At 64.3% G+C, this 21,351-nt stretch carries 18 protein-coding genes; 7 read left to right on the top strand and 11 right to left on the bottom strand.

Annotated features, from left to right (window positions below; translation table 11 throughout):
• Window positions 1-3: 3 nt before the first annotated feature.
• Window positions 4-1,620 (bottom strand): hypothetical protein, encoded by a 1,617-nt coding sequence (locus tag H7687_RS01960; protein WP_183344543.1) that lies wholly within the window; start codon window positions 1,618-1,620, stop codon window positions 4-6.
• Window positions 1,621-1,797: 177 nt separating this feature from the next.
• Here H7687_RS01960 and H7687_RS01955 point away from each other — a divergent pair, with 177 nt between their 5' ends.
• The 3 genes from H7687_RS01955 to H7687_RS01945 are packed head-to-tail and all read left to right on the top strand — an operon-like array spanning window position 1,798 to window position 3,643.
• Entirely contained in the window at window positions 1,798-2,523 is a 726-nt protein-coding gene (locus H7687_RS01955) for a SprT family zinc-dependent metalloprotease (RefSeq protein WP_183344541.1), read from the top strand.
• Complete coding sequence (locus H7687_RS01950; RefSeq protein ID WP_183344539.1) at window positions 2,510-3,295, top strand: rhomboid family intramembrane serine protease; 786 nt, start codon at window positions 2,510-2,512, stop codon at window positions 3,293-3,295. The genes H7687_RS01955 and H7687_RS01950 overlap by 14 nt, the downstream gene beginning before the upstream one ends.
• A 39-nt stretch (window positions 3,296-3,334) precedes the next feature.
• Window positions 3,335-3,643: a hypothetical protein gene (locus H7687_RS01945; protein WP_183344537.1), complete on the top strand. Its 309-nt coding sequence runs from the start codon at window positions 3,335-3,337 to the stop codon at window positions 3,641-3,643.
• Window positions 3,644-3,651: 8 nt separating this feature from the next.
• Here the strand turns inward: H7687_RS01945 and H7687_RS01940 are convergent, their stop codons facing one another.
• From H7687_RS01940 to H7687_RS01925, 4 genes are all read right to left on the bottom strand, one after another.
• Window positions 3,652-6,318, bottom strand: a complete 2,667-nt coding sequence (locus H7687_RS01940) for a carboxypeptidase-like regulatory domain-containing protein (RefSeq protein WP_183344535.1) — start codon at window positions 6,316-6,318, stop codon at window positions 3,652-3,654.
• Between the two features lie 57 nt (window positions 6,319-6,375).
• Window positions 6,376-7,206 (bottom strand): fimbrial biogenesis chaperone, encoded by an 831-nt coding sequence (locus H7687_RS01935; protein ID WP_183344533.1) that lies wholly within the window; start codon window positions 7,204-7,206, stop codon window positions 6,376-6,378.
• 9 nt (window positions 7,207-7,215) lie between these two features.
• Window positions 7,216-7,683, bottom strand: coding sequence for a DUF4402 domain-containing protein (locus H7687_RS01930; protein ID WP_183344531.1), 468 nt, complete (start codon window positions 7,681-7,683; stop codon window positions 7,216-7,218).
• Between the two features lie 86 nt (window positions 7,684-7,769).
• A complete protein-coding gene (locus H7687_RS01925; protein WP_183344529.1) occupies window positions 7,770-8,291 on the bottom strand; it encodes a DUF4402 domain-containing protein in 522 nt (173 codons plus the stop codon).
• Window positions 8,292-8,703: 412 nt separating this feature from the next.
• Here H7687_RS01925 and H7687_RS01920 point away from each other — a divergent pair, with 412 nt between their 5' ends.
• From H7687_RS01920 to H7687_RS01910, 3 genes are all read left to right on the top strand, one after another.
• Complete coding sequence (locus H7687_RS01920) at window positions 8,704-9,207, top strand: shikimate kinase (RefSeq protein ID WP_183344527.1); 504 nt, start codon at window positions 8,704-8,706, stop codon at window positions 9,205-9,207.
• Window positions 9,208-9,352: 145 nt separating this feature from the next.
• The gene (locus H7687_RS22060; protein WP_281376656.1) at window positions 9,353-10,606 is read left to right on the top strand and encodes a sensor domain-containing diguanylate cyclase; all 1,254 of its coding nucleotides are present in this window, start codon (window positions 9,353-9,355) and stop codon (window positions 10,604-10,606) included.
• Window positions 10,603-11,103 carry a hypothetical protein gene (locus H7687_RS01910; RefSeq protein WP_183344525.1) on the top strand — a complete coding sequence of 167 codons (501 nt, stop codon included), beginning with the start codon at window positions 10,603-10,605 and terminating at the stop codon, window positions 11,101-11,103. The genes H7687_RS22060 and H7687_RS01910 overlap by 4 nt, the downstream gene beginning before the upstream one ends.
• Before the next feature lie 315 nt (window positions 11,104-11,418).
• Here the strand turns inward: H7687_RS01910 and H7687_RS01905 are convergent, their stop codons facing one another.
• The 4 genes from H7687_RS01905 to uvrA form a co-directional block, all read right to left on the bottom strand.
• Entirely contained in the window at window positions 11,419-12,405 is a 987-nt protein-coding gene (locus tag H7687_RS01905; RefSeq protein WP_183344523.1) for a serine/threonine protein kinase, read from the bottom strand.
• Window positions 12,406-12,567: 162 nt separating this feature from the next.
• Window positions 12,568-13,137, bottom strand: coding sequence for a hypothetical protein (locus H7687_RS01900; protein WP_183344515.1), 570 nt, complete (start codon window positions 13,135-13,137; stop codon window positions 12,568-12,570).
• Window positions 13,138-13,212: 75 nt separating this feature from the next.
• Complete coding sequence (locus H7687_RS01895; RefSeq protein WP_183344513.1) at window positions 13,213-13,377, bottom strand: hypothetical protein; 165 nt, start codon at window positions 13,375-13,377, stop codon at window positions 13,213-13,215.
• Window positions 13,378-13,393: 16 nt separating this feature from the next.
• On the bottom strand, window positions 13,394-16,231 hold the full coding sequence (gene uvrA, locus H7687_RS01890; RefSeq protein ID WP_183344511.1) for an excinuclease ABC subunit UvrA: 2,838 nt from the start codon (window positions 16,229-16,231) through the stop codon (window positions 13,394-13,396).
• Window positions 16,232-16,605: 374 nt separating this feature from the next.
• Here uvrA and H7687_RS01885 point away from each other — a divergent pair, with 374 nt between their 5' ends.
• Entirely contained in the window at window positions 16,606-17,277 is a 672-nt protein-coding gene (locus tag H7687_RS01885) for a pentapeptide repeat-containing protein (RefSeq protein WP_183344509.1), read from the top strand.
• 184 nt (window positions 17,278-17,461) lie between these two features.
• Here H7687_RS01885 and H7687_RS01880 read toward each other — a convergent pair whose 3' ends face one another.
• Entirely contained in the window at window positions 17,462-17,662 is a 201-nt protein-coding gene (locus tag H7687_RS01880; protein WP_183344507.1) for a cold-shock protein, read from the bottom strand.
• Window positions 17,663-17,775: 113 nt separating this feature from the next.
• Window positions 17,776-21,327: a pyruvate:ferredoxin (flavodoxin) oxidoreductase gene (gene nifJ / locus H7687_RS01875; RefSeq protein WP_183344505.1), complete on the bottom strand. Its 3,552-nt coding sequence runs from the start codon at window positions 21,325-21,327 to the stop codon at window positions 17,776-17,778.
• Between the last annotated feature and the right edge of the window lie 24 nt (window positions 21,328-21,351).

The raw sequence follows: 21,351 nt of genomic DNA, 5'->3' as shown, positions 1-21,351 counted from the left end.
TTTTCAGGGGTAGTAGACCACCAGGGCCTTCACTTTTTTGTTGGTCTTGTTGCGGTAGATGGTGACGGCAGCCGCGCCCGGCGTCGCGCACTGCTCGACGAGGTAGTCGCCTTTGGCGGACGTCGACTCGACGCGATAGCTGTCCGCGCCGCCGAACTGGCGCAGCACCCGCTGCAACAGGTCGTCGGAGATGGTGCCGCCGGGCACCGGAATGACCTGGATGGCGCGGTAGACGTTGTTCTCCTGAAACAGCTTGTACTCGGCGCGGATGCCGAGGTACCTGACCCAGCCCGGATGCTTCTTGCCATACTCGGGATCCGGCCTGGTCCCTTCCAGCATGGCCGGGAGACTTTCCACGCCGCGCCGGTTCGCGTTCCTGGCCGGCACCTCGGGCTTGACGCCGGCAGGAGTCTGCTGCTTCGCGGCAGGAGCCGGTGCCGCGGGGGCCTTTGCCGCGGGCGCGGCAGCGGCCGGCAGCCCTTTGGACGGTGCCGGGGTGGCGCCCGGTGCGGCGTGCGGGGCCGGCGCAGGCTGCTTCGGGATGGCCGGGGCGGACGCAGCCGGAGCAGCCGGAGCAGCCGGAGCGGCCGGAGCAGCCGGAGCAGCAGGTGCGGGCGCAGGTTTCACCGCCGGCTTGGTGGCCTGGTCCGGAGCGGAGTTCCTGCCGGCCAGGTATGACACCAGCGGGATTGCGACAAGGACCAGGACCGGCACGATGAACAGCAACGGGGTGCGCCTTTTCTTCTGCTCGGCGCGACGCAGCGCTTCGGCTACCGTCTCACCGGTATAGTAGCCGCCGCCCTTGGCCGCCCCGTCAAGTGCTGGGGGAGCCGGCAAGGTCTCCTCCACGAGCTCCTTCCTGGGCGCTCCCGTCCTGACCTCCACCCGGTCTTCTACCTCCGGGAGTGCCGCGTCCATGGCGACGTTGCGCGCCTCGGCCTGCTGCATGACGTCCTCGAAGGCCGAGACGGCGCTCTTGCCGCCCGGCTTGAGGGGAGGATACTCTCCCGCTGGCGGCTCCAGCGGCGGCGGTTGAGATGCAACGAACACGGCCGGTGCGGCCTCGGCAGCCGGCGGCTCCGGCTGCGCCGGTCGTTCACTCTGTGCCGGTTGCTCGAGCGGTACCGGCGTTTCCAGCGTTTCCGGCGCCGCGGTTGGCTGCGGGACCTCATCCTGCGCCGCCGGGGCAGCCGCGGCTTTCCTTACTTTGGACGGCGCGGGCCGGGCAGGCTGCGGCTCCTCGGCAACCGGTGCGGCGGGCAGCGGCTCCCCCGCCAGCAGCGCGGCGACAGACTGTTCCAGCAGCGCGTCGTCCATGGCCAGGTCGAGCGAGACCCTGCCGTGTCTTCTGGCCTGGGCGGCATCCTCGCTGTCCCCGGCCAGCAGCACCAGCCGCCCTTCTGCGGGAAGCATCTTGTCCAGGTGGCGCAGCAGGATGTCTCCCGAAAACCCGGAGATGCGGCTTTGCACAAAGGTGATGTCGGGGGAAAAGGCGGAGAGCTCGAATTCGCCGAGGGCGAGGGTTGACGCTGTCTGCAGCTGCAGCAGTCCCTGCTCCGACATGTAGTGGAAGATGCGTTGCACCCGCTGGGTGTCTGCTATGAGGAGGACGCGCGTCATGGGTTCCCTTGGTTTTTAGTGGCACATTTTAGGTTAGGGAAGAGGAATAATCAATATCATTCACCTCATGTGAGCAATTTAGTGGTTGATTAACCACGCTAGTGGTTGCGCTTCTGTCTTTAATTATGATAGATTACTGCCGGGCCGGCCTTGACGGTCCCATCGCAAGGAGTTGTAATGCAAGGCTTGTCGAGAAAACTGTTCTTTGTGCTTGTGGCGCTCATGCTCAGTGGTTGCGCCACTACCTACGTTCCTATCAGTTGGGGCCAGGGCGACGCAGTCAAGAAACTCTCGAGAGAGGACGTTTTTCTCTCCGCGCTTTTCAACCGTTACGATCCGGGCCGTACCACCCTGCGCGTTTCAGGCGCCTCGTTCGAGGAGGTGATGATGCCCGACGAGGTGAAATTCCACCTGGGCGCCTACCGCCCCGATACCCGACTCATTTACCGCAACATGTTCCAGCAGTACACCGAACAGCAACTGCGCTCGGTCTTGCTGCATGAACTGGCCCACCACGTCTGGCTCACCGCCATGACCGCGCAGCAGCGCGAAGACTGGCGCCTGTACCTGGCCAAGAACCCGACCCCCTTGCAGGAGACGGTGCGCAACACCTACAAGCCCGGGACCGATTACGACAGCGAAGACTTCGCCTTCAGTGTGGAGTACGCCCGCCCCGCCGACCTGGAGCAGCTGGCAACCCTCAAGATCATCACCCCGCAGGAGCGGGACCAGATCATGAAGGAGAAGTACCCCAAGAATCCGGAACCTGCCAAGGGGCCGGCGCTGGTCCAGACGGCCGAAGCTCCCCGTCCCACCAACGACGACGTGGATGACCCGACGGCGACTCCACCAAACAGCGCACGGGACAAAAAGCATCGGGGCAAGCAGCATGAAATTTATTGACCGCCTGGAAAGAAAGATCGGCCGTTACGCGATCCCCAACCTCACCATCTACCTGATCGCGGGGCAGTCGTTCTTCTACCTGATGTACATGACGGGGAAGCTGGACCGGATGGCGACCTACTTCTCCGCCGGCCTGTTCCTGTCGGGGGAATGGTGGCGCATCTTCACCATCCCCTTCGATCCGCCGCAGTCCAGTCTCATCTTCACCCTGATCGCCTGGTATTTCTTCTACATGCTGGGATCGACGCTCGAGGAACACTGGGGCGCCTTCCGCTACAACGCCTACCTGGTGCTCGGCTGCCTGATCACCTTCGCGGCCTCGTTCCTGGTGCCGGCCTACCCGGTCAGCAACGCGTTCCTGGCCGGCTCGGTCTTTCTCGCCTTCGCCACCCTGTTCCCGGAATTCCAGATCCTGCTCTTCTTCGTGATCCCGGTGCGCATCAAGTGGCTGGCGCTGCTGACCTGGCTCGGCTACGGCTACCAGATCGTCGTCGGCGGCTGGCCCTCGCGGATCATGGTCCTGGCGGCCATCGCCAACTACCTCATCTTCTTCGCCAACGACATCTACCTCAACCTGCGCCACGGCAAGCGGCAGATCACCAAGAAGGTGGGGGGACTTCAGTTCCGCGAGAAGGAACTGGTCCACAAGTGCACCACCTGCGGCATCACCGAGAAGACCCATCCCGACATGGACTTCCGCTACTGCCCGAAATGCAACGGCCAGTACGGCTACTGCAGGGACCACATCTTCAGCCACGAGCACAAAAATTAATCACGCCGGGCGCACCCGCGGCGTTACAGGAGAAGCAAGATGCTGAACAAGCTTGCCGGCATACAGGGGAAGTTGAACAACATCGGCGACGAAGTGTACCAGACCTGGAGCTACGAGCAGCGCCACGAGGAGATCGCCAAGCTGGTGCAGGGTTACCAGAACGGCCTGCCGGTCCAGATCCTCTGCCAGCTCTCCGCCTCCATCGCCGGCGGGGTCGCCGAAGCCGCCGAGCACCTGGCCATCCTGATCTCCCGCCGCGAGCGCAAGGCGATGGTGAACCGCGAGTCAGGCTCGGACAAGGCGCTGCAGGACCTGCTGCAGGCCACCCTGCTCCCCGCCAGGAATTAATCCCGCCCCTACTCCTGGTCCAGCACCGGCGCCGCCCCTCCGATCAACTTTCCCGGAGCCGCATCGGCAGGCGCCAGCATGAAGTCGATGCCTGAGATCATGTCCCCTCCCGGCGGCACCGTCACGCCGCGCGGGGGCAACGCGTTCGCCTTCAGCCGCTGCACCTCGTCGACCGGTATGCGGACCCGATACCTGCCCGGCCTCACCGTCTTGAAAAGGTAGTATCCGCTCTCCTCCGACAGCGTCGTCTGCGGCCGCCCCTGCTGCTCCCCGTCCCCCACCAGCTCCACCCGCACTCCCTTCATGGGCACCGCCCCCCCCCGCGCCAGCTGCACCGTGACCGTCCCGTCGATTTCGCCGCCGGTGGTCAGCGTGAACGCGCACCTGTCGACCACCCCGGCCCTGGGCACGATGCGGCACCCCGGCTCCGCCGGCACCATGAAAGGGTCCTCGATGGAAGTCATGTCCACCGTCACATCGACCGGGACATCCGGCTGCAGGAAAGCGATGACCTGGGCGCCGGCTCCGTCCGGGATGGCCCTGACCCGGCTGCCGTTCAAGAGAAAATCGACCCGTGGCAGCGCCGTCCTTCTGCCGTCGGGCTCGGCCACCGTGGCGGAAACCGCGATCATGCCGTAAGGCGCCAGCGGTTCTGCCGAAGCCAGCACCCGGCCGGTGGGAACGGCGGCGACCGAAGAGCGCACGCCGACGTCGAAACCGTAGGCGCCATCGGTGCTGCCGCGTGCGGCAAGGGAATAGCCCACCTGCCCCAACCGCTTCGACACCCCGAGTCTCAGCCCGGTCAACCCTTCCGCCGGTGCGTGGGACAGCGCCGAGTTCAGCTGCAGCCCCGGGGCCACCTCGAGGTCCGCACTGACGTTGACGCTCGATGCCATGGCCACCGGCAGGAAGGAGTAGCCCGCCTCCCCCCTCACGCTGACATCGCTCAGCCTGGTGCTGACCTGGACCAAGCCCGTGGCGTAGCTTTTCCCCTGCAGCCGGGACAGGTCGGCCTGCAGCGTCGTGTTCCAACCGTTCCAGCCGCCGGACACGCGCCACTGCGACGTCGTTTCCGTCTGCCCCGACTTCCGGGTGCCGAAGCCGACCTCGACCGAGTACGGGACGCGGATGTCGTCCAGCAAGGTGAAGGAGGAGTTCCCCTTTACCGTGGTCAGGGTGCGCAGGGGATCTTCACGGTGGTAGAACTGCGGCGAGTAGTAGTTGTGGAAAAAGCGCTGCACCAGTTCCAGGTTCAATCCCAGCAGGTTGCGGCTGCTGGACCTGACGCTGACCAGTTGTCCTTCCAGGTCCTTTGCAGGCGCCAGCATCTGGATCAGCTCCAGGGAGAGCAGCGTGGAGCGCAGGGCGGTGCGCACCCCGGCTCCCAGGTACTCCCGCGCCGACCCGCGCCGCTCGGTATGCCTTACCACCAGGAAGGATCCGGTCAGGTTCCTGGTCAGGCCGAAGTCCGAGGTGAAGGTGAGGTTGGACTCCCCGGTCCCGTCATCCTGGGCCGCGTGCTGGGTAAGCCCCGTCTGCCATCCCGCCGAGAGCGTGTACAGCAGCTCACCTCTCGGAGTGATGGCATCGGACACGAAGACCTCTTCCGACTCCTGCCTCTCCCCGAACGGTCCATGCAGCACCACCTTGAAGCTGTTGATGCCGTAATAGACACGCAGGTTGACGAAATGGTACATCCCTGCCGCGGTGGGGGGCTGGTAGCGGATCTGTGCGCCGTTGTGAAAGAGCTCGGCGTCCCAGCCCGGCGAGAGTTGGCCGTGTATGTCGTGGCTGAGGAATTGGCCCCCGCCCAGCAGGGGGCGGTTGGAGAGGTAGAGACCGTACAAGGGCCTCGTCGACGCCCCCACTCCGTCCACGTACGGCGCCTGGTTGGAGCCCAGGGCCACCTGGTTGAACCACAGAGGCCCCATGCGGTAGCCGGCTGCGTTGCGCCGGGACAGGGTCAGGTCCAGCCGCCTGAGATCCTCGTTGTCGGTGAGGACATGGGCCTCCCCGGTCATGTAGAGGAGGTCGCCGGAGAGGTTCATCGTGTTCAGCATCCTGCTGCGATTACCCTTGTGCCCGTCCGACGACAGGGAATATTCCAGGGCAAGATCAGCCGTCGGCACAGCCGCCGCACGCCTGGGGGTCGTCGCATCGGGATACTGCGCGGCCTGGTCCGTCACCTTGGGCGTCACGAAGGCACGGCGCTTTTTGGCCGCCTGCAGCGGCAGCGGCTCGCGCGCCCTGAGCTCCAGCGTGGAGCTTTCCCGGCGCAGGTGGAAATCCACCGGCAGCCACCTCGACAGCGCCCCGGAATTGACCAGGATCTCCCCCTTCTGCACGAAGGCCATGCCATTGATGGAGAAGGATTCCCTGCCATGAACGGTGAAGCCTTCACCGAGGTCGATGACGAAGGGGCGCGCCTGGTTCACGGCGAACCCGAAGGCCCTGTCCCTGTCGCAGCTGATCGCCAGGGAGAGGGCTTCGGCGAGTGAGCAGACCGGGATGTAGATCTCCCCTTTTCTTTCCATGAGCAGGAAGCTATCGGTCAGCGTTTCCTTGTCCAGTTCCAGTGCGACCACCAGCTCCTGGTCCGGCAGGGGCTCCACTCCCGGTTCAGCGGATGCGGCACGACACAGCGCAGTTGAGATGAGGAGATGGGCCAGCAGCACAAGGGCCCCACAGGCAGAGAGCCGCCGGCTATGGGCGCCTGCGCGGGGGGCCATGTGCTAGGGGAGGGCGACGGCAGTCTCGGCCAGGGGCTTCTTCTCGTCACGCTCGGTGAAGACCAGGCGTACGGTGTCGCCGCTTCTGAGACGCGATTTTTCCGGCACGACAATGGCCACCTTGCGCACCGTGTTGGGAGTGTAGATGGCAAAGCCCTTTCCCTCCGCGACCTTCTCCTGGCCACGGTAGGCTGCCACGTCGCCGTAGATCGACCTGGTGCCGATCCGGTGCATGGTGAAGGAGAGCACCTGCTGTTTTTCCCCGGGCTGCCTGAGCGTGACCGATGCGGGGTCTATGGTCGCACCCGCCTGCAACTGGCCGTGGCGGGCGATGATGGGAATGGAGATGCCGACGCTGGCGACGATGTTCATCCTGATGACGCCGGGCTCGTCTTCCTCTTTCTCCGCCAGGTTGGCGATGGCAGGGGCGGCACGGGTGAAAAGCAGGTGGGACCGGTATTCACCGGTTTCCAGCTCGGGAGGGATCTTGAACATGATACGGATGGTCTGGCCGCCGCCCGGCAGCAGGGTCACCTGGCGCGGGGAAAACTTGACCACGTCGTCGGCGAACTTCTCTCCCTTCTCGGGAGTCGTTACTTCCTGGAAGTCGCCCGTCTCGGTCATCCGCCGCCGCACCATGGCGATCTTGTAGGTGGCCTGCGCGGCTCCGGAGTTGATGATGTCCACCTGTGCGGTCCGCTGCCGGTCGGTCATGACCACCCGCGTCGGGTACACCATGAGATCGGCCGCCACCACGGTCACGGTGGGGGTCCCCAGGATGATCTGCGCGGCGGTCACCAGCATAACCATCGATTTGATCAGCAGTAGCTTCACGTCCCCTCCTCATTTCACGGTGATGTTCATGTTGCTGCTGTAGAGGGCGTTGCGCTGGATGGCGCCCACGTTCAAGGTCCCCCCGACGGAAAAGGTCACCACGCCGCCAGCCGGAATGACCCCGGTGAGTGCTATCGAGGAGGTGACCGACGTCACCCTCATCTGGTCAGCTCCGGCATTGATGATGAACTCGGTCGGCAGGGTGATGGTGTACGTTTTCCCGACGGTTCCCGTGATGGTGAAGCGTGCGGGGGAGAAGACCGTTCCCAGCGGCAGCACGCTGCCGGAATAGGTCCGGCTCCCGGCCGAAGTGATGGTGACCGTGCCGGCCCGGCCCGCACCTCCCGCTACTTTGCCGAAATTGAAGTCCTGGTTCTTGGTCACGGTGGTCGGTGCGGCGAAGACCTCCCCTGGGGCCATCACCCGCAGTGCGAGAAAGACCGCGCCGAGCCTCACAAGCAACCCCTGTGCGCGCATGACACGCTCCCTGTGCCTCCACGCCCCCGGAATAGGACAAGGGGGGCGGAGAACCGCCCCCCTTGCCGCAGACTGGCTCGAAAGCACTAGTTGTAGTTGACCGCCACATCGATGGTGCCGCTGTAGGTGCCGGAGGCCTGGTTGGCGCCCACGGTCAGGGTGGCGCCCACCGCGAGGGTCTCGTCACCGCCGGCAAAGGTCCCGAGGGAGCCGCCGGAGGTGATGGCGGTCGTGAAGCTGCCGATGGTCATGCTGTTACCGCCGTTGACCAGGTTGGTCTGGGCCGGGAAGGTGACTGCGTAGGTGCTGGCCGCCTCACCGGCGATGGTGAATTCGGCGGCAGCGGCGGTGCTCCCCAGCACCCCGGTCGTGGTTACGCCGCCGGTGACCGACTGGGCGTTGCCGGTGCTGACCACCACCGTGCCGCCTGAGGCGCCCGACATGAACCTGCCGAAGTTGAGGTCTGTGGCCTTGCTGATGGTGACGGGCAGGACGACCGTGGCGCTCGTGTTGGCCTGCGCCGTTGCCGCCTGGCTGACACCTGAGCCTGCAGTCCACGCCAGGGCGGCGCATCCTGCCACGACTGCGACCTTCGCTAACGTTTTCATAGGGGTATCTCCTTTTAATACATGTCCGCACTCTCTTGGAGGGGTAGCACGGTCGTTCACAGCAGGTGGTCTCCCGGCGGCGGCCTGCCCCGGCCCTGATGGAGTTGAATGCCGCTGCCACTGTTATGGTCCCATGGTTGCCATTCCATTTGGTCCTCCGAACGGATCGGCCGGCGGTTCTGTGCCGGTGCCCGTTCGCCAAACGAGGTGCCCTTCTGGCAGGTACAGGTGCCTGTTGCGGTGCGTCAGCCCGCAGCTCAACAGGGCCAAGCACGCGGGATTTTTCACGACGATTAAATATATCTAACCTCAAAAACTTTTCTACAAATTTAATGGTGTCATGTTCCACGACGCCTCTGAACTGGTAACATGTTGTAGTCGCACTGCAGGCGGGTACGCGAAAGGAAGGAAAATGAACAGGTTGACGCTGATAGGGATGCCCGGGTCGGGCAAGAGCGCCATAGGAAGGGTCATTGCCACCCGCCTGGGGTGGCGCTTTATCGACACCGACCACTGTATCGAGAAGCGCTTCGGCAAGAAACTTCAGGCGGTGGTGGACGAAGTGGGGACGGAGGAATTCGCGCGCATCGAGGAGGAAACGGTGCTGGCCCTGCCGGAGGAAGGCCCCGTGGTCATCTCAACCGGCGGCAGCGTGGTCTACTCGGATGCAGCCATGCAGCACCTGGCTGCCATCTCCACCGTCGTTTTTCTCGACGTGCCGCTGCCGAGGCTGCACGGCCGCATCGCACGGGCGGCGCCGCGCGGCATCGTCGGCATGGGCGCAGGGGGCCTGGAGGAACTGTACCGGAACCGTTTCGAGTTGTATCACAAGTATGCCCACAGCATCGTGCTGCTCCAGGGCGAGAACCTGCAGGAAGCAGCGACCAGGGTCCTATTTCAATGCGGCGTGTCATGATGAAGCGGAGCCAACCACGTTGACTTTGCTTACACAGTCCCCTAATATCTACCTCATGCCTGAAGCCATCGAGACAAAAAGGTCTTCCAGGGCCAGCCTGTCGGGGCTCACCCTGATACAGAAGATAAGCGCGGGTTACGCTGCAATGGCCCTTTTCACGGCCGCCGCGCTCGTCTTCTCGTCCTACAATATCTACCGCAGCACCAACATCACCCGCAGCATCGCCAACAATGAGCTCCCCGTCATCAGCGCGCTGATCGAGTTGCGCACCTCGCTCTTGAGCCAGGAGAGCTTCGCCGGCAAGTACGCCATCCTCAGGGACCCGGCCTTCATCGACCTGTTTCACCAGCGCCAGGCGGAGGCCCTGGCCAGCCTCGACCTGCTCGGCAAGGGGAAGCCGACCGCGGACCTGAAGCAGTTGAACGGGCTGTACCTCGCCTACCAGAAGGCCGCGGAAGATCTCTTCGCCGGCAAGACCGGCAGCACCGGCCCGATGCGCTCCTCGGCGCTCAAGCTGCTCAACGCCGTGGACGCCTCCTACCTGAAGCGCAAGGACATGCTGAAGCTCGTGCTCAACCGCGCTGACGAACAGCAGAAACAGACCATCTGGTGGACGGTGGCCATCTCCTGCACCGGTTTCCTGCTCGCCATCGGCGTGGCCCCCTTCGTCACCTACCGCACCTTCGGCGCCATCCGCGAGCTGCAAAGCGCCACCCACCGCATCGCCGCGGGAGATTTCGACTACAACCCCAACGTCCCCTCCGGCGACGAGATCAGCGAACTGGCCCGTGACTTCACCAAGATGGCGGCGCGGCTCAAGGTACTGGAGCAGATGAGCCTGGACGCGAGCCCGCTGACCCGGCTTCCCGGCAACTTCGCCATCGAGCGGGTACTGGAGGACCGCCTGCAAAGCGGCGGCACCTTCGCCTTCTGTTATGCCGACCTGGACAACTTCAAGCCCTACGGCGACCATTACGGCTATGCCAAGGGGAGCGAACTGCTCCGCGTGACGGGAGACCTGATCCAGGCCGCCGTGAAGGCCTATGGCGGCAGCGACGGTTTCGTCGGGCACGTGGGAGGCGACGACTTCGTCATGGTCATCCCGGCCGCCCGCGTTTCCGTGGTCTGCGAGGCGGTCATCGAAAGCTTCAACGCCGAGGTGGTCAAGCACTATGCTCCAGAAGACCTGAGCGTGGGGGGGATCGAGGGGTGCGACCGTTACGGCGTGCAGCGCTTCTTTCCCGTGATCACCATTTCCATTGCCGTCATTATCTGCGGCAGGGACCAGTACTCCTCCGCAGTCGACATCGCAAGGGCCGCGGCCAAGGTCAAGGACAGCGCCAAGGGGAAGCCGGGGAGCAAGTACATGATCGGCGCCCCCCGGGGGGGTGCCGCATGAGGATCGCAACCCTCATCATCTACCTGGCAGCCCTTCTCTGCGCCGGGTGCGCCACCACGGGCACGGGCACGGGGGAGGGGAGCTTCATGGACCGCTACAGCGGGTCGAGACAGCTAACCCAGGCGGAAACGATGCTGAAAGGCGGGGACACCCACGGCGCCATGCACGTGCTGGACGGCATCTGCAACGGCCCCGCCGTAGCCGGGGTGACCGACGAAGCGCTCTTCCGTCTGGCGCTATTGACGCTGAAGGCGAAACCTGGGTCGGCGCAGGCGCAGCACCTTTTGAAGCGGTTGAAAAAGGAGTACCCGGGCAGCCAGTGGACCGCGCTGGCGGCGCCGGTCAGCGAGCAGGTCAATGCCCTCGAAGAGCAGCGGCGCCAGAACAAGGCGCTCAAGGGGAGCAACCAGGCGCTGAGCCGGGAGATAACGGAACTGAACCAGCGCCTCGAGCAGCTGAAGAACCTCGACCAGGAGCTGGAGAAGAAAGCGCGCTAGCCGTCCCCACAGACCAAGCGCCCTCGTGACATGAAAAGAGGCGGCCGGATTAAATCCGGCCGCCTCTTCTTTTTGCCGGTTGGCAGGCTATCTTCCGCCATTAACTGGCGACTGCAGAAGGGACTGGCTCCGTCAGGTGCCAGTCCCTCTTGCGGAACGCTCCTTTCAGCTCAGCCCGCTTCCCAAGCACGAAGGGGACAGGCACCTGGCGGAGCCAGCCCCCTCCTTCGGGAAAGTGTGAAAGATGCTGCCATAAAACGTTGAACGTGAACCGGAGCCCCCCCCTGTAAATGGGGGGTCAGGGGGATTTGATTCTTACAGCAATACCAGCGGCGGCTCATCCAGCGCCGCAACCTGCTCGCGCAACTGCAGGATATGCTCGCCCCAGTAGCGCACCGTGTTGAACCAGGGAAAGGCAGTGGGAAAGGCCGGGTCGTCCCAGCGGCGCGCGAGCCACGCGCTGTAGTGCAGCATGCGCAGCGCACGCAGCGCCTCCACCAGGCGCAGCTCCGCCGGATTGAAGTCGCAGAACTCCTCGTACCCCTTGATCAACTGGGCGAGCTGGGCCAGCTGGCGCGGCCGGTCGCCGGAAAGCATCATCCACAGGTCCTGCACCGCCGGCGCCATGCGCGCGTCGTCGAAGTCGACGAAGTGGGGGGCGTCGTCGCGCCAGAGGATGTTGCCGGCATGGCAGTCCCCGTGGGCGCGGATGTAGCGCACCTGCGGCACCGACGCGAACGCCTCGTCCACCACCTGCAACAGCTGGCTGGTGACCGCCTCATAGCTTTCCCGGTACTCCTGCGGGATGAAGCGCTCGCGGATCAGGGCGACGCTGTCGTGGCCGAAATCGCGGCTGTCGAGAGTCGGGCGCTGCTCGAAGGGGCGTACCGCGCCGATACTGTGGATGCGTCCCAGCATGCGCCCCAGGATCAGCAGGTTCTCGTCGTTGTCGAATTCGGGAGCGTGCCCCCCCTGGCGCGGGTAGAGCGCGAAGCGGAAGCCGTGGTAGTGGAAAAGGGACTCGCCCGATGCGTTGACCATGGGCGGCACCACGGAGAGCTCGTGCTCCGCCAGTTCCAGGCAGAAGCTGTGCTCCTCGACGATCTGCTCGTCGCTCCAGCGTCCGGGGCGGTAGAACTTCGCGATGAGCGGCTTCTCTTCCTCGATCCCCACCTGGTAGACGCGGTTCTCATAGCTGTTCAGGGCCGAGGTGCGGCAGTCGCAGCGGTATCCCTGGCTCTCCACGGCGTCCATGATGAAGTTGGGGGTCAGGGTATGGAACGGGTGCTGGGCATCGTGCATAAGGGTCCTCTCCGGTTTTTTTTGGCCCGGTCACAATAGCACCAATCGCCCCGGGAACCAAGCGGTGTGACATGCCGCCATCACCCCGCGCAGCGTGGCGACAAAAAAGGCCCGCTGCGCAGCGGCGCAGCAGGCCAAGGGGAGACGTCCCCGTCCTACGTACTAGAAGAGTGCCTTGGTGAATATATCGGAGGGCGCCTGCAACGGCCCGAGCGGGTTGACCTGGTCGGTCATCTGGTCGATCTTGGGCTCGCCGCTGGAGAGCTTGTAGGCGACGTGGTGGTTCACGAAGACGACCAGCGCCCTGAAGCGCCACCCGGTCTCGTGGGTCTTGCGCTTGAAGTTGAAGATGTCGAGCCAGAAGTTGCCGACCCGCTTGCTGTAATTCCTTTTAGGCTCGAAGACGTAAGCCCGGCAGTCGGACCTCGCCCTCAGGCAGGCCTGCAGCCCCGGATCGAGATCCTTGGAGGGCAGCCCCTGCAGCATGGCCGCGATGTCGAGGTAGTTGAGGATCTTGATGTTCGGCGAGGACTTGATGTCGAAGCCGAGTTTCTGCAGGTCCTCCACGGTCGTCTTCCCTACGATGATGTTGTCGTAGGATGCCTTGGCGGCCTCGTACTCCTCCCAGGGCGATTCGGTGACCGCCTTGGAGCGCGGCAGCAGGTTGGCGCAGCCGACTTGCGTCACCAGGAGCAGAAACAGAATGGTTTTGGCTATTGATTTCGCGCACATGGGACTATCCTTTCTCGTACGTCCCCAGACCACAATGAGCAGATTATAACGCAGTTCGGCTGTAAGTCCCGCCCGTCAATCCTTCTTTTTCTGCGCCTTCAAGCCGCAGTACGGGCAGCGCTTCTCCGGGACCGACCGCTGGCAGGACTGGCACCAGTAGGGGAAGATCTCCTCCCGGCGGCAGGCCGCGCATCCCTTCTGCCCGCTTGCGTCGTGACCGCAGTTTTCCTTGTCCGCCATGGCCCGACCTCCTCTCCTACAGCTGCATCTTCTTCAGGTACTGCCCCGTGTACGAGCGCTCCACCCGCGCCACCTGCTCCGGCGTCCCCACGGCGATGATCTCCCCGCCGCGATCGCCCCCTTCCGGCCCCAGGTCGATGATCCAGTCCGCGGTCTTGATCACGTCCAGGTTGTGCTCGATGACCACGATGGTGTTGCCCGCGTCCACCAGCTTGTGCAGCACCTCCAATAGCTTGGCGATGTCGGCGAAGTGCAGGCCCGTGGTCGGCTCGTCCAGGATGTAGATGGTGCGCCCGGTGGCACGCTTGGAGAGTTCCTTGGCGAGCTTCACACGCTGCGCCTCGCCGCCGGAGAGCGTGGTCGCCGACTGCCCCAGCTTGATGTAACCAAGGCCCACCTCCTCCAGGGTCTGCAGCTTGGCCCTGGTGCGCGGGATGTGCTCCAGGAAAACCAGCGCCTGGGACACGGTCATGTCCAGCACCTCGGCGATGGAGCGCCCCTTGAACTTCACCTCCAGGGTCTCGCGGTTGTAGCGCGCCCCCTTGCAGACCTCGCACTGCACGTAGACGTCGGGGAGAAAGTGCATCTCGATCTTGATGATGCCGTCCCCGGAGCACGCCTCGCAGCGCCCCCCCTTGACGTTGAAAGAATAGCGACCCGGCTTGTAGCCGCGCATCTTGGACTCGGGGAGCTGGGCGAAGATCTCCCGGATCTCGGTGAAGAGGCCGGTGTAGGTGGCGGGGTTGGAGCGCGGCGTGCGCCCGATGGGGGACTGGTCGATGTTGATCACCTTATCCAGCACCTCGATGCCGTGGATGCCCCGCACCGCCCCCGCCTTCTCGCGGCTCTTGTACAGGCGCTGGTTCAGCGTCTTGTAGAGCGTGTCGATGATGAGCGAGGACTTGCCCGAGCCGGACACGCCGGTGATGCAGGTCATCACCCCAAGAGGCACGTCGACGCTCACGTTCTTCAGGTTGTTCTCGCTGGCCCCCTCGATGTTGAGGAAGCGGTGTCCCTTCCTGCGCTTCTTGGGGACGGGAATGGTGAGCGCCCCGGAGAGGTAGCGCCCGGTCAGCGAGTGCGGGTTGGCCATGATCTCGGCCGGGGTCCCCTCGGCCACCACCTCGCCCCCGTGCACGCCGGCGCCCGGTCCCATATCGATGACCCAGTCCGCCTCGGTGATGGTCTCCTCGTCGTGCTCGACGACGAGGACCGTGTTGCCGATGTCGCGCAGGTGGCGCAGCGTGGACAAGAGCCGCCCGTTGTCGCGCTGGTGCAGGCCGATGGAGGGCTCGTCCAGGATGTAGAGCACGCCCACCAGCGAGGAGCCGATCTGGGTCGCGAGCCTGATCCGCTGCCCCTCACCGCCGGACAGGGTCCCGGAGGAGCGGTCCAGCGAGAGGTAGTCGAGCCCCACGTTGACCAGGAAGTTGAGCCGTTCCCGGATCTCCTTCAGGATCCGGCGCGCGATGTCCTCTTCCTTGTCGGTGAGGGACAGCGACTCGAAAAAGGTGAGGGAGTCCTTGATGGAGAGGGCGGTCACCTGCTGGATGTTCTGGTTGCCCACCAGGACGAAAAGCGCCTCCTTCTTCAGGCGCGCGCCGTTGCAGGAGGGGCAGGGCATCACGTCCATGTACTTTTCCAGTTCCTCGCGCACCGTCTCCGATTCGCTCTCCCGGTGGCGCCGCTCCAGGTTGTTCAAGACCCCTTCGAAGGGTTTGCGGTAGGTGTGCCTCTTGCCGGCGTCGTCCACCCACCAGAAGTCGACGGCTTCGCCGCCGGAGCCGTGCAGGATGACCTCCTTCGCCTTCTTGGAAAGGCTCTTGAAGGGGACGTTCATGCTGAAGCCGTACGCCTTGGCCAGCGCCTCCAGGGTCAGCTGGTACCAGCCCGAGAAGCGGGTCTGCCACGGCGCGATGGCCCCCTCGGCCAGGGAGAGTTCCGGCTCCGGCACCACCAGTTCCGGGTCGAGGTACATCCTCGTCCCCAGGCCGGTGCAGTCCGGGCAGGCGCCGTAGGGGTTGTTGAAGGAGAACATGCGCGGCGTCATCTCGGGGTAGGAGATGCCGCAGTCGATGCAGGCGGCGGATTCAGAGAAGAGCAGCGTCTCGGCCTTGATCTCCCGGGTCTCGTCCTCGGAGAGGGCCACCTTGACGATCCCCTCGGCGTGGGAGAGCGCCGTTTCCAGCGAGTCGGCGAGCCTCTTCTCGAAGCCCGGCTTCACCACCAGGCGGTCCACCACGATGTCGATGTCGTGCTTTTTCTTCTTGTCGAGGGTGATCTCCTCGCCGAGGTCGTGGGTCTCGCCGTCGATCACCACGCGGACGAAGCCGTCCTTTCTCAACTGGGCCAGTTCCTTCTTATATTCGCCCTTGCGGCCCCGCACGATGGGGGAGAGCAGGGTGAGCTTCGCCCCCTGGGGGAGTGCGGCGATCTGGTCCACCATCTGCGACACGGTCTGCGACGAGATCAGGCGCCCGCAGTTGTAGCAATGCGGCTTGCCCACCCGGGCGAACAAAAGGCGCAGGTAATCGTAGATTTCTGTGACCGTCCCCACCGTCGAGCGGGGGTTCTTGCTGGTAGTCTTCTGTTCGATGGAGATGGCCGGGGAAAGCCCCTCGATCGACTCCACGTCCGGCTTCTCCATCTGCTCCAGAAACTGGCGCGCGTAAGCGGAGAGCGACTCCACGTAGCGCCTTTGTCCCTCGGCGTAGATGGTGTCGAAGGCGAGGGTCGATTTCCCGGACCCGGAGATGCCGGTGATCACCACCAGCTGGTCCCTCGGGATCTCGACGTCGATGCATTTCAGGTTGTGCTCGCAGGCACCTTTTACGATGATCTTGTCCGTTGCCATGATGCTCCCGTTGTAGTTCTTCAAGCGCCGGTCGGGCGCGCAGCAGTAAAATATAGCACATGCCTCGTTCATTGTGCAGCCGACAGCTTCAGTATAATGAGAAGCGCCCCGCCACCGCAAGGCAGACACCCTTCAGGTTTTGCGAAATGCTGCCGATAAGCAAACTAGATCAGCTGCGATCTCCCCCGCCTCCCCTTCCCCAGTGTTCCCTCTCCCTCTGGGAGAGGGTGCCCGAAGGGCGGGTGAGGGATGTCTTTGGGAGCAGAAATCTCCCTCACCCGGACCCTCTCCCGGAGGGAGAGGGGATGTGGACACATCTATCAACTCAAGCCTTGTTCCGGCCGGCCCGGAAAGAAACGAACACGGAGGCGCCCATGAACCGCCATCTTGCAGCGCATATCGCACCATTCACCCTGGCAGCCTGGCTTTGCGCCGGAGTCCCCTGCCTCCACGCCCAGGCCGCCGCCCCCGCGCCGGAGCCGGCAGCCAAGGAAAACGCCGCCGAAGCCCAGACACTGAAGGCCGCCGAGGCGAAGCTCGCCGCACTCGCCAAGGAGGTGGAGTCGGGCAAGCCGGCGGCGCAGGTATCCAAAAAGGGCGCCGGAAAGAAGGGCGCCACGGCGAAGTTGAAGAAAAAAGGGAAAAAGGGAAAGGTTGCCAAGAAGGGTAACGGCAAGGGGAAGGGCGCCGTGGCGGTGAAGGCCAAGGTGCTGGAGCGCCGCATGACGCAGGCCGAGGTCCAGGGGGTGCTGGCTGGCAGCCGTGACTTCGCCGGCGCCGACTTGAGCGGTCTCAACCTGACCGGCTACGACCTCTCGGGCGCCAAGTTCAACCGCGCCAACCTGCAGTCGGTCAACCTGGAGCGCGCCGACCTCTCCGAGACCGACCTGGAGTTGGCCGACCTCACCGGGGCCAACCTGCGCGGCGCGTCGCTGAACCAGGCCCGCATCAGGGGCACCAGGCTCGCCGGCGCCAAGCTGGACGGCGCCCTGTGGACCGACAAGACCATCTGCCGGGGCGGGTCGGTAGGGACCTGCATAGAATAGCGCTGTCCGGTCCCCCTCCCCTCGTGTCCACGTCCCCTCTCCCTCCGGGAGAGGGTCAGGGTGAGGGGATTTTTTCGGGCACCCTCTCCCAGGGGGAGAGGGGAATAGTGGACCAATCGGCAGCAACAAATAAAAAAAGCCCCCGGGTTTCCCCGGGGGCTTTTCGTCGTTTAAAGGATAGACTTTAAACCCTTACTACGTTGGCTGCCTGGAGGCCTTTCGGTCCCTGCTGCACGTCAAAAGTTACGGAATCGCCCTCGGTCAAGGATTTGAACCCTTCGCTCTGGATCGCGGAGAAATGCACGAACACATCCTCACCGTTCTCCTGCTCGATGAAACCAAAACCCTTGCTGTCATTGAACCACTTAACTACACCTTTTGCCATTACGACTTCTCCTGTTACTACTCTTTTACGTGATTGCGGGACCATCCCCGGCACAGGTAAAGATTTTATGCACGGGTCTGGTCCCTGTCAAGCGCTTTTGTTAGATTTCTTTTCTATTTGCCGAAGTCCATTTCAGCCATCCGCTTGTACAGATCGAAGCGGCGGGCAGTGAGTTCGGCGGAGCGGGCCATGAGAGTCGCGGCCGCTTCCGGGTTGTTCTTCTTCAGTACGCGGTAGCGGTTTTCACCGTAAGCGTACTCTTCGAGAGAGATGCTCGGGTCCTTGCTGTCCAACTGCAGCGGGTTCTTGCCCTGCTCGGCGAGGTCCGGGTTGTAGCGGACCAGCGGCCAGTGGCCGGAGGCGACCGCACGCTTCTGGGTCTCGACGGCGGTGGCCATGTCGATGCCGTGGGCGATGCAGTGGCTGTAGGCCAGGATGAGGGACGGGCCGTCGTACGCCTCGGCCTCCATGAAGGCCTTGACCACCTGGGCCGGGTTGGAGAGGGAGACCTTGGCGACGTAGACGTTGCCGTAGGCCATGGCGATCATGGCCAGGTCCTTCTTGGCCTGCGGCTTGCCGCCCGCGGCGAACTGCGCCACGGCGCCCATCGGGGTCGACTTGGAGGCCTGGCCGCCGGTGTTGGAGTAGACCTCGGTGTCGAGCACCAGGAGGTTCACGTTCTTGCCGGAGGCGATGACGTGGTCCAGGCCGCCGTAGCCGATGTCATAGGCCCAGCCGTCGCCGCCGACGATCCAGACCGACTTCTTGACCAGGTAGTCGGCGATGGAGAGGAGCTTCTTCGCCGCGGCGTCGCCGGAAGCGGAGAGGATCTCCTTCAGCTTGGCCACGCGGGCACGCTGCGCCTCGACGCCGGCCTGGGTCTTCTGGTCGGCGCCCTTGATCTCGGCGACCAGGTCGGCCGGGAGGGAGAGGGTGTCGATCAGCTCGAGGGCGGCCTGGTTGAACTTGTCCACCGCGAGCCTCATACCGAAGCCGAACTCGGCGTTGTCCTCGAAGAGCGAGTTGGACCAGGCCGGGCCGCGGCCGTCGGCGTTCTTCGCCCACGGGGTGGTCGGCAGGTTGCCGCCGTAGATCGAGGTGCAGCCGGTCGCGTTGGCGATCAGGGCGCGGTCGCCGAAGAGCTGGGACATGAGCTTCAGGTACGGGGTCTCGCCGCAGCCGGCGCAAGCGCCGGAGTACTCGAAGAGCGGGCGTACCAGCTGGCTCCCCTTGAGGGTGTCCAGCTTGACCAGGGTCGGGTCGGTCTCCGGGATGTTGAGGAAGAAGTCGTAGTTGGCGGCCTCGCTTGCCCTGAGCGGCGCCTGGAACTTCATGTTGATCGCCTTGTGCTTGGGGTCTTCCTTGGACTTGGCCGGGCAGTTGGCCACGCAGGCGGCGCAGCCGGTGCAGTCTTCCGGGGCGACCTGGATGGTGCACTTCATCCCCTTGAACTCGTTGCCGCGGGCGTCGGTGGACTTGAAGGTCTCCGGTGCGCCGGCCAGCTTGTCGGCGTCGTACACCTTCATCCTGATGGTGGCGTGCGGGCAGACGAAGGAGCAGATGCCGCACTGGATGCAGAGCTGCTCGTCCCAGACCGGGATATCGACGGCGATGTTGCGCTTCTCGTACTGCGAGGTCGCGGTCGGGAAGGTGCCGTCGGCCGGGAGCATGGAGACCGGGACGTCGTCGCCGCGGCCGGCGATGAGCTGCGCGGTGACTTCCTGCACGAACTGCGGGGCGTGGGCGCCCACGACGGCGGGCTTCCTGATCTTGCTGGTCGCCGTCGCCGGCACGGTGATCTCGAAGATGTTCTCCAGGGCGGCGTCCACCGCCTTGTTGTTCATCTCGACCACCTTCTCACCGGACTTGCCGTAGGACTTCTTGATGGCGTCCTTGATGGAGGCGATGGCCGCGTCGAGCGGCATGATGTTGGAGATCTTGAAGAAGGCGGTCTGCATGATCACGTTGATCCTGGCGCCCAGGCCGAGCTTCTCGCCCAGCGCAATGGCGTTGATCACGTAAAACTTGAGCTTCTTGTCGATGATCTGCTGCTGCACCTCGACCGGCATGGCGTTCCAGACCGCTTCCTTGTCATCGGTCAGGGAGCAGAGCAGGAAGGTGCCCCCCACCTTGGCGCGGGAGAGCATGTCGTACTTCTCCAGGAAGGAGAAGTTGTGGCAGGCCACGAAGTCCGCCTGGTCGATCAGGTACGGGGAGCGGATCTCCCCCTTGCCGAAGCGCAGGTGGGACACGGTGACGGTGCCGGCCTTCTTGGAGTCGTAGACGAAGTAGGCCTGGACGTTGTTGTCGGTGTTCTCGCCGATGATCTTGATGGAGTTCTTGTTGGCGCCGACGGTGCCGTCGGAGCCCAGGCCGAAGAACATGGCGGAGTAGGTGCCGGCGGAGGGGTTCACGAAGGCCGGGTCGAAGTCGAGCGAGCAGTTGGTGACGTCTTCCTTGATGCCGACCACGAAGTGGTTCTTCGGCTTGTCGGCCTTCAGGTTGTCGAGCACGCCCTTGGCCATGCCCGGGGTGAACTCCTTGGAACCGAGGCCGAAACGGCCGCCCACGATGATCGGGTAGGACTTGAAGGAGGTCTTGCCGTCCGCCATGGCCTCGCCGATGGCGGTCCTGACGTCGAGGTAGAGCGGCTCGCCCAGGGAGCCCGGCTCCTTGGTGCGGTCGAGCACGGCGATCTTCTTCACGGTGGCCGGCAGGCAGGCGGCGACGGCGTCGACCGGGAACGGCCTGAACAGGCGCACCTTCAAGAGGCCCACCTTCTCGCCGGCGGCGTTCAGGGTCTCCAGGGTCTCCTGGACGGTGTCGGCGGCGCTGCCCATCACGATGACCACGCGCTCGGCGTCCGGGGCGCCGACGTACTCGGCGACGGAGTACTTGCGGCCGGTGAGCCCGGCGAACTTGTCCATCTCCTCCTGCACGATCTGCAGCGCCTTCGGATAGTAGGCGTTGACGGTCTCGCGACCCTGGAAGTAGACGTCCGGGTTCTGGGCGGTGCCGCGCAGTACCGGGCGGTCCGGAGTGAGCGCGCGCTCGCGGTGCGCCTGGACCAGCTCGTCGCTGATCATGAAGCGCATGTCGTCAAAGGAAAGCTCCTCGACCTTCTGCACCTCGTGGGAGGTCCTGAAGCCGTCGAAGTAGTGCATGAAGGGAACGCGGGCACGCAGGGTGGCGGCCTGGGAGATCAGCGCGAAGTCCATGACCTCCTGCACGTTGTTGGAACAGATCATGCCCCAGCCGGTGGAACGGGCCGACATGACGTCGGAGTGGTCGCCGAAGATGTTCAGCGCGGCGGCCGAGATGGCGCGCGCCGAGATGTGGAACACGGTCGAGGTGAGCTCGCCCGCGATCTTGAACATGTTCGGGATCATGAGCAGCAGGCCCTGGCTGGCGGTGAAGGTGGTGGTCAGGGCGCCGGCCTGGAGCGCGCCGTGGACGGCACCGGAAGCGCCACCTTCGGACTGCAGCTCGGAGACGGAGGGGACGGTGCCCCAGATGTTCTTCTCGCCCCGGGCGCTCTTCTCGTCCGAGATCTCACCCATGACTGAGGAGGGGGTGATCGGGTAGATGGCGATCACCTCGTTGGTGGCGTGCGCCACGTGTGCGGCAGCGGTGTTACCGTCGATTGTTACCATTCTGCGGGACATTGATTTCCTCCTGTGTTTGAAAAT

Source organism: Geomonas paludis (assembly GCF_014193585.1).
GTDB lineage: Bacteria > Desulfobacterota > Desulfuromonadia > Geobacterales > Geobacteraceae > Geomonas > Geomonas paludis.
This window is presented reverse-complemented; position numbering and strand designations above follow the sequence as displayed.